Here is a 366-nt window from a genome sequence, read left to right as displayed (position 1 = left end):
AGCTTTGTGCTGCTGGTTGGCTGGTCGTGGCCGGGGTGGTGGCTGGTTCGGGGTCGTGGTTGTCGGGTTTGTTGTTCCATGCCTGGTCTGGGAGGCGGGGTGGCTGAGGGCGGCGGCGACCGAATCGTTGCGGGTGCATGGCCCAGGCGGTGTCGAGGGTTCGTTGCCGCTGCTCGCGGATCTGTCCGGCGGTGCCGTGGTGGACCGAGGTCGGGGTGTGCAGGGCGATCCCGGAGTGCCGGTGCTCGTGGTTGTAGTACGTGTAGAACGCCTCGCAGTGCTGCCGGGCGTGTTGGATCGATCCGAACCGGTCCGGGAAGCTCGGGTCGTACTTCAACGTCTTGAAGCTGGCCTCGATGTACGGGT

1 protein-coding gene is annotated in these 366 nt (G+C 66.1%); it reads right to left on the bottom strand.

Annotated elements, in window-relative coordinates; genetic code table 11:
* Positions 1–366 (bottom strand): integrase core domain-containing protein (locus tag ACFHWY_RS28915; protein ID WP_416583390.1); only part of this gene is annotated, 366 nt, incomplete at both ends.

It is taken from the genome of Micromonospora sp. LOL_024 (genome assembly GCF_048060415.1).
Lineage (GTDB): Bacteria > Actinomycetota > Actinomycetes > Mycobacteriales > Micromonosporaceae > Micromonospora.
The sequence above is the reverse complement of the archived record's forward strand: the minus strand, read 5'-3'. Positions and strand labels throughout refer to the sequence as shown.